Source organism: candidate division WOR-3 bacterium (assembly GCA_039801725.1).
Classification (GTDB): domain Bacteria; phylum Hydrothermota; class Tepidihabitantia; order Tepidihabitantales; family DTDR01; genus DTDR01.
Genome location: JBDRVE010000001.1, coordinates 97,412 through 105,167, shown reverse-complemented (window position 1 = coordinate 105,167; position 7,756 = coordinate 97,412). Strand labels below are relative to the sequence as shown.

Genomic DNA, 7,756 nt, shown 5'->3' with positions numbered 1-7,756 from the left:
GGGGGTATCTCTACTCTTTGGGAATGTTAAAACTATTGTTAAAAGGATTAACAATAAATTTATTAAGGATAATAATCATAATTTTATTAACGGGAATAAACATCGATTTATTAATGGGGATAATAATAATTTTATCTTTTACAATTGGGTAGGAGTTATTAAATCTATGAAGGTAGCACTATCCTGATTGGACCATCTAATAAAAGGATAACAAAATAGGATTTAAAAGAAAAGTTCTATTTCAATATTTTTGATGAGAAAGTAATAATCTATAATAATTTTCATTCATTTAGATACCAGAAGGGTGGTTAAAGAAAGGTATAACCTTGGGCATAAAGTATGACTTTGAGCACCTGTTATAAAGCATTTAAGGTAAGTACTCTTCAGATTCGAGTATGTGTTTAATAAACACAATTTCCGAAATATGTAAATTTCTTTATTGAAAACAAATTACTTGAAAAAGGTATTAAAGGCAAAATATTGTTTATCGGAAAGAATTAGTTTTAACAAAATTAGGTTTATGTTTTTATATATCTTTAGGAGTTCTGTCAGGTGAGTTAGGTGGTTTTCTTGAGAGTTCTTTAAGTCCATTTTCTCCTTTTTCTTTATATCTTTTTATCCATTTTCTTAAGGTATTTTTCGGGAAACTCCATATTGTCTACTGATTTGGCTTATATTTCTATCTTTGTTTATTTCTTATATCATTTTTACTATTAAATTAAATCTTGCTTTTTATTCATTTTGTTACATAATTTTTGTGTAGAAACATAGGCGTCCCCTTTTGATTTTCTTACTCTTTTAATTCTTTTTGGGATGCCTATTATTTCAAAAAAACTTATTGAGTAACTTCAACATAACACCCTTATTAATTTGGTAACCATGTCTTAACACATTTACTTTTAAAATATTTGACTTTTTAAAAAAATTTATTATAATTTTTTCAAATGAGATCGATAGTATTAAGTATAAATAATTTAGCTACGGAGAGAAGAAAGAAAAAGGTTCAGGTATCCTATTCAAAAATAACCTCCTTATTTTCATCCAGACAAATAGACCCTCCTTTAATTTGCCTGAACCTTGCCACCCCACTTTCTTCTCTCCGTAGTTATTTAATAAATTTCTATTAGTCCCTCTTTTTCATTAAGAAAAATATTTTTTTGTGGTAGGAAATTTTTTATTACCCACAGATTAGTTTTGAGATGGTTAGTTATTTTGTTGGTTTTATAGCGACAGGAGATATTAGTTAAAACAATAAAAACTGGTAATTGGTCAGCAAGATGGTAATCTATCACGCCATTATGGTGATAATATTCGAAGAATTGATTTACTGCTTCTTCGGCTACTTTTTCGGCAGGTTTGCCGAGCTCTCCTAAGGAAGAAAACCCGGCAGCAATCTTTTCAAATTGGGCTAAAATAAAAGTATAAGTTCCTGGAGAAATGCTTTCAACTTCTTCGACAACAATCTCGGGATTAAAGTCTTTTAAGTAATGGTAAGCCCGATCTACCTGTCTTTGGGCAATACTTTTATCCAACTTTCCTACTTTAGAAATGATTTTCATTTTTACCAATTTTCCTCTTTCCAAAAATTCCACACTCTTTTTATCAGTTTTTTTAAAAGGTTCTACTTCTAAAATTATCCTACCTCCGCCAACCGGATAAAAGCCGTATTTCTTAATTTTAACTTTACAGAAAAGGGAAAATTCCTTTATTGTCGGAATAAGGACATTTTCTAAATAATCATAAGGAGGACTAAAAGGCACATGGGTACCGCCCTCTAAAATTACTTTGGAAGGTTGAGAGGCAAAAAAGAGAATAGGCAAAATTGCTTGGACAACCAAAGTAACCGAGCCGGCACTTTTTTTCTTTTCAGCGACATTAAAATAATACTCACCCCCAATGATTGTTTGGGGAACAAATTTTAAATTGAGAGAGAAAAGTTGATTACCTTCAACAATAGCATTAGTGATTTTTGCCGCGGCATTTATTCCGGTTAAATGTTGGGCTAAAATACCTGGTTTTGACCTTCCCTTTCGAATATTATTAATCAAAAAAGGTTTTTTTAAACAGGCCGAAAGGCTTAAAGAAGTTCTCAAAATCTGTCCGCCTCCTTCACCATAAGAACCATCAATAATTATCATAGTTTTAATTAAAATTAAAAAACTTATTAAGTCAAATTATTAGTATCCTGACAGAAATTATTGCCAACCGAAAATGATAGATAACAATAAATTAATACCTTTTCAACTACAAATCTCTTAACTTGCTGTTTTTGTAAAAAATATATAAATTCTGTTGCTAAAGAAAAGAAAAAAGGCGATAACCTTTTAGTCTCTTTTTTGTATTGTATGTAGATGGAGAATAAGCATGATAAAAAATAACCCCAATTTTTTAATTTAATGCCAATAAATTAATTAACACATTTTTAAACACCAAAGCAGGAAAAGCAGAAAGCGCTACAGGGATAGAGTTTCAAGAGTTAGAAACAATGATTTTAAAAGGAAAGAGATGGCGATCTAAAAGAAAGCGGTTAATAATCTTATAAGAATTTCTATTATTAAATTTCCGACGAAAGGTATAAATAATCTCTCTGCTATTAGGTATTTTGGATAGAGTAGATGAATTTAAATTAATTAAAGTTGATTTGAGTGTATATAAAAAGGTTAGCGTACTTTTTAAATTTATGGATGTCATAATGAAGGCGACAAAGCAGATTGAATTGAATGACAAAATTTTTCATATAGATTTCTTAGAAGCATTATTTTGTTAGTTTAAAAATTATTAAAGTATTGGTTTTGATTAGAGTTTATGGACAGCGAAAAAGGTTTTAAATTTATTATTAAAAAGATAACAATAAGGTAGAGAAACATAAGAATGACAAAAATGGGTTATTAAAATAGTATTTTTAGCAAGTGCGCGGTATGAATTGATGGTAAGTTAAAAGCAGTGGCGGATGGCGGTATTCCGAGAGTGAAAGAAGTTATCAAAATGTATAAATTCGGATAATTTTTAACAAAGAGAAAAAAAATTTTTTGAGATTGGAGCGATCAAAATATAACCAAAAGATATAAAAGAATTATAAAAATTTCCAATAGGGGTGGTGGGATGATAACCCGGATTCTGTTTTAGGCGGTCATTTATCTGACGCGGTCTACCCGGGGCTCAAACGAGGGCCAACCAACCTCTCGCCCCTTATTTGACCTTGCTCCGGATAGGGTTTGCCCACCTTGTCCCTTGCGAGACAAGGTAGTGCGCTCTTACCGCACTGTTTCACCCTTGCCCGCATCCCACTAAAGTGGGACCGCTGGCGGTTTGCGTTTCTGTGGCACTTTCCGTCTATCTTGCCTTTCGGCAAGATAGCCCTCGGTTGCCCGAGGTATCCGGGTTGGCGCGAGTCCGGAGTTTCCTCAGTGAGCCTAAAGCCCACCGCGACCGCCTCATCCCACCACCAAAAATAAATATAGGCCAATTTTCTCTCAATGTCAATTTGATTGACTTAATTAAGTTTCTTCTTTAAAATATTCCAATGGAAGAAATTTATCAAAAAAGACAAAAGAAAATCTTTGAATATATTTTTAAAAAGAATTTGGATGGTTTTTTAGTCACCGATTTGGTTAACATTCGTTATCTTTCCGGATTTACAGGAAGCAATGGTTATCTCTTATTTTTTGATGATAAAGTATATTTTTATACCGATTTTAGATATGAACTCCAAAGCAAAAGGGAAGTGAAGGCTGACCAGATAATTATTATTAAAAAAAATTTTTTTACCTCTCCACCGCGAGAAGTTTTAAAAATTAAAAAATTAGGAATAGAAAGGGAGAGCGTTAATATTGATAATTACACTAAACTTTTAGATTATTTTAGAAAAAAAAGAAAGAAAATAAAACTTTTACCTTTAGCTAATTTTATCAAAGAAGAATTGCGAGCAATTAAAGACGAAGAAGAGATAAGATTGATAAGTAAGGCAGCAAGGATCACTGATGAAGTTTTTAATAAATTATTAAAAGAGATAAAAGAAGGAATTACGGAAAGGGATTTAGCCTTATTTATTGAGAATGAGTTTAGAAAAGAAGGCGAAGTTGCTTTTCCGGTGATTGTTGCCAGTGGAGCGAATTCGGCATTGCCACACGCAAGGGCGAGTGATAAGAAAATAGCCTTTGGTGAAGCAATTGTGATTGATATTGGCGCAAAATATCAGGGTTATTGTTCAGATATGACCCGAACAATATTTTTAGGAAATGTTGATAGCGAACTTAAAAAGGTTTATCAGATTGTTTGGGATGCTCAGAAAAGAGCGATTGATTTTCTAAAAACAAATAAAAAATTCAAAACCAAAGAGGTTGATTTTCAAGCAAGGAGTTATATAAAAGATAAAGGCTATGGCGAATATTTTGGTCATGGTTTAGGACATGGGGTTGGTTTAGAAGTTCACGAAAAGCCTTGGCTTTCTTTTCTTTCTAAAGATAGAATAAAGCCAAATATGATTTTTACTATTGAACCGGGTATTTATCTTCCTAATATTGGAGGTGTACGGATTGAGGATTTAATTCTCTTTAAGGAAGACGAACTTGTTTATCTTTCTCAAAGCGAGAAAAATCTTATAGTTTTATAAAAAGGAGGTGAAGATGATTACACCAAATGATTTCCGTTTTGGAACAATTATTAAATTAGAAGATGGTTATTACCAAGTAATAGAATATCAGCGGGTAAAAATTGCCCAAAGAAGGGCTTTTGTTAGGACTAAATTGAAAAATCTATCAACCGGTCAAGTTATTGAGAAGAATTTTGATTCGGACGAGACCTTTGAAGAGATTGAAGTAGATAGAAAAAAAGGTCAGTTTCTTTACTCCGAAGGAGAGAATTATTACTTTATGGATTTAGAATCCTATGAGACAATCTCTTTTCCCAAAGAAGTGCTCGGTGATCGGATTTACTACCTTACCGAGAATTTGGAAATAACTATTCTCTATCTTCAAGGAAAACCGGTAAATATTGAAGTGCCCACTTTTGTAGTTTTACAAGTAGTCGAAACTCAGGCATCCTTTAAAGGGGATACTATGTCGGGTTCTTCTAAACCAGCAAAACTTTCTACCGGTTTAGTGATCGATGTTCCTTTCTTTGTGGAGGTTGGCGATTATGTGAGAGTTGATACAAGGACAAATAGTTATGTGGAAAGGGTTTTATGATAAAAAAAGTATTGATTGCTAATCGAGGAGAGATTGCGGTAAGGATTATTCGGGCTTGTAAGGAATTGGGACTAAAAACGGTAATTGTTTATTCCGAGGCTGACAAAGAGAGTTTAGGAGTAAGATTGGCGGATGAAAAAGTTTGTATCGGTAAAGGGCCGCCACAAGAGAGTTATCTTATTGCTTCTCGAATTCTTTCAACCTGCGAGATTACCAATTCGGATGCTGTTCATCCGGGTTACGGTTTTTTAGCAGAATCACCGGATTTTGCCGATGCTTGTGAAGAAATGAAAATAATTTTTATTGGTCCTACTTCGGAAACTATCAGACTATTTGGTGACAAGTTGTTTGCTAAGAAAATGGCAAAAAAATATGATTTAAAAATAATTCCTGGTTCCGAAGAGGCATTAAAAGATGAAAAGGAAGCCAAAAAAATTGCTAAGGAAATTGGTTATCCAATACTTTTAAAAGCCGCGGCTGGAGGCGGTGGTAAAGGTATGAAGTTGATTCATAATGAAGAAGAACTTTTAAATAATTTTGATACGGTAAAATTAGAGGCAAAAAATGCCTTTTTAGATGATCGAATTTATATCGAAAAATATTTAAATCCGGTAAGGCATATTGAATTCCAAATTTTAGGCGATGGTAAAGGTGGTGTTTGGGTATTTCCGCCACGAGATTGTACAATTCAATTTCGTCATCAAAAGATAATTGAAAAAAGTCCGGTTTTGAATATTCCTCTGGAAAAAATTAGGGAAGTACAAGAGAAGATATTAAATTTCTGTTCCGAAATAAAATACCGGAGTGCCGGAACTTTGGAATTTCTTTATTATGATGATTTCTATTTTATGGAAGTAAATACCCGAATTCAAGTAGAACATCCCGTAACCGAAATGATTACCGGTATAGATTTAGTAAAAGAACAAATAAAAATTGCTGATGGTCGAAATCTAACTTCCAAAATTATTGATGGAAATGGTTTTGCTATTGAGGCACGAATAAGCGCCAGTGATCCAGATAATAATTTTATTCCCTCTCCTGGTAAAATCGAGAAACTTTATTTGCCCTTTTATCCCTTTTTGAGAATTGATACCCATATCTATGAAAAGTATATTATTCCTCCTTATTATGATTCTTTATTAGCAAAATATATTGCTTGGGGTAAAGATCGAGAAGAAGCAAGAATTAGATTGATTAACGCTTTAAAGGAAACGGAAATTAGCGGAGTAAAAACTAATAAAGATTTTCTTCTGAAAATTTTAGAAGACGAAGATTTCCTAAGAGGCGAGTATTTCAAAATTACTGAGAGGTTAAGAGGAGGTAAATTTTAAATGAAATTTAACAAAAAATTAAAGTGGGGAAGATTCTTGTGGTGTCTTTTTCTTTTTATTTATTTCTTCCATTTTTTTAAAAATCTTTTTGCTTCTTCCCTTAATCAAGGTGTTTTAATCCCCACAATCTTTTTTATTACCCTTACCTATTGGATGATTATTGAGTACTATTTTTCTTCTCCCTTTTTTCAATCAGGGATCGTGTCTTACCATCAAGGTTTAAGGATTATCTACTCTCTATATTTTTACCCTTTTTTAATTCTTAATGGTGTGGATTATTGCTATCGCCATTTTTCTCAATTAGAATTTTTGAAACCAGGGATAAATATCTTTGGTTTAATTATCTTTTTTATTGGCACCTTATTACGGATAATTACCCTTTTGATTGCTTTAACAAGTTCTTTGCCCGATTTGTCTAAAAAAATAATTTATAAAAAAATCACTCAGCCACGATATTTAGCAACTTTAATTCAATTAATAAGCATTCCTTTTACTTTTTCTTCGGCTTTAGGTTTTTTTCTTTTACCGCTTGGGGTTTTAATAATTATCTTTCAAGCAAAATATGAGAATAAAATAATAATGAAATATTACCCAACACCGAAGGTTTTCTTATTGATTCCCAAATTGATTTAAAATTGGTAATGACAATAAGGACATTCCTTTGCTAAATGGGGGATAAGTTTTTCACAATGGGGACATTTTTTGAACTCAATCTTACAAGATTTACAAAATATTTTTCCCTTGGCTAATTCCTGATTACAAAAAGGGCAATGGCAATTATTCTTTTCTTTCATTTTTTCCCTTCTTTTTTAAATAATCTTCAATTGCTTTATGTAAAGCATCGGCTCCTAAATTAGAGCAATGCATTTTATGAGGCGGCAGACCACCAAGTTCTTTAGCCACCATTTCATTAGTTATCTTTAAGGCTTCTTCAATTGTTTTCCCTTTTGCCATTTCTGAAACCATACTGGCGACAGCAATTGCTGCACCACAACCAAAGGTTTTATATTTTACATCTATTAAAATATTATCTTTTACCTTAATATAAAAAGTCATCATATCACCACAAATCGGATTCCCTACTTCTCCAATACCATCGGCATCTGGAATTTCGCCAACATTCCGAGGATTTAAAAAATGTTCCATCACCTTTTCGGAATACATACAATTATTATAATAAAGGAAATTCCAAAATCAAATAGAAAATTTAGAAATTATTGACATTTTTTAAAAAATAGG

Annotated in this window: 7 protein-coding genes and 1 other RNA gene; 4 read left to right on the top strand and 4 right to left on the bottom strand. The window is 32.2% G+C overall.

Annotation, left to right across the window (positions count from 1 at the left end; all coding sequences use genetic code 11):
- Positions 1–1,109: 1,109 nt before the first annotated feature.
- The gene (gene rtcA / locus ABIK75_00565) at positions 1,110–2,138 is read right to left on the bottom strand and encodes an RNA 3'-terminal phosphate cyclase (GenBank protein MEO0089590.1); all 1,029 of its coding nucleotides are present in this window, start codon (positions 2,136–2,138) and stop codon (positions 1,110–1,112) included.
- A gap of 952 nt (positions 2,139–3,090) precedes the next feature.
- Positions 3,091–3,446, bottom strand: an RNA gene (rnpB, locus tag ABIK75_00560) — RNase P RNA component class A.
- A gap of 77 nt (positions 3,447–3,523) precedes the next feature.
- On the opposite strand from rnpB, the gene ABIK75_00555 reads away from it, so the two are divergent.
- From ABIK75_00555 to ABIK75_00540, 4 genes are read left to right on the top strand one after another with little or no spacing between them, the layout of a single operon-like run.
- The gene (locus ABIK75_00555) at positions 3,524–4,612 is read left to right on the top strand and encodes an aminopeptidase P family protein (GenBank protein MEO0089589.1); all 1,089 of its coding nucleotides are present in this window, start codon (positions 3,524–3,526) and stop codon (positions 4,610–4,612) included.
- 13 nt (positions 4,613–4,625) lie between these two features.
- On the top strand, positions 4,626–5,186 hold the full coding sequence (efp, locus tag ABIK75_00550; GenBank protein MEO0089588.1) for an elongation factor P: 561 nt from the start codon (positions 4,626–4,628) through the stop codon (positions 5,184–5,186).
- Positions 5,183–6,517 (top strand): biotin carboxylase N-terminal domain-containing protein, encoded by a 1,335-nt coding sequence (locus tag ABIK75_00545; protein MEO0089587.1) that lies wholly within the window; start codon positions 5,183–5,185, stop codon positions 6,515–6,517. The genes efp and ABIK75_00545 overlap by 4 nt, the downstream gene beginning before the upstream one ends.
- Entirely contained in the window at positions 6,518–7,150 is a 633-nt protein-coding gene (locus ABIK75_00540) for a hypothetical protein (GenBank protein MEO0089586.1), read from the top strand.
- Here ABIK75_00540 and ABIK75_00535 read toward each other — a convergent pair.
- Together ABIK75_00535 and nifU are read right to left on the bottom strand one after the other, a co-directional pair.
- The gene (locus ABIK75_00535) at positions 7,147–7,311 is read right to left on the bottom strand and encodes a zinc ribbon domain-containing protein (protein MEO0089585.1); all 165 of its coding nucleotides are present in this window, start codon (positions 7,309–7,311) and stop codon (positions 7,147–7,149) included. The genes ABIK75_00540 and ABIK75_00535 overlap by 4 nt on opposite strands.
- Positions 7,295–7,681, bottom strand: coding sequence for a Fe-S cluster assembly scaffold protein NifU (gene nifU, locus ABIK75_00530; GenBank protein MEO0089584.1), 387 nt, complete (start codon positions 7,679–7,681; stop codon positions 7,295–7,297). The genes ABIK75_00535 and nifU overlap by 17 nt, the downstream gene beginning before the upstream one ends.
- Positions 7,682–7,756 lie beyond the last annotated feature (75 nt).

Excerpts from the sequence above, each read along its gene's own strand:
- rtcA (MEO0089590.1), bottom strand. The coding sequence starts at position 2,138 with ATGATAATTATTGATGGTTCTTATGGTGAAGGAGGCGGACAGATTTTG.
- ABIK75_00555 (MEO0089589.1), top strand. The coding sequence starts at position 3,524 with ATGGAAGAAATTTATCAAAAAAGACAAAAGAAAATCTTTGAATATATT.
- efp (MEO0089588.1), top strand. The coding sequence starts at position 4,626 with ATGATTACACCAAATGATTTCCGTTTTGGAACAATTATTAAATTAGAA.
- ABIK75_00545 (MEO0089587.1), top strand. The coding sequence starts at position 5,183 with ATGATAAAAAAAGTATTGATTGCTAATCGAGGAGAGATTGCGGTAAGG.
- ABIK75_00540 (MEO0089586.1), top strand. The coding sequence starts at position 6,518 with ATGAAATTTAACAAAAAATTAAAGTGGGGAAGATTCTTGTGGTGTCTT.
- ABIK75_00535 (MEO0089585.1), bottom strand. The coding sequence starts at position 7,311 with ATGAAAGAAAAGAATAATTGCCATTGCCCTTTTTGTAATCAGGAATTA.
- nifU (MEO0089584.1), bottom strand. The coding sequence starts at position 7,681 with ATGTATTCCGAAAAGGTGATGGAACATTTTTTAAATCCTCGGAATGTT.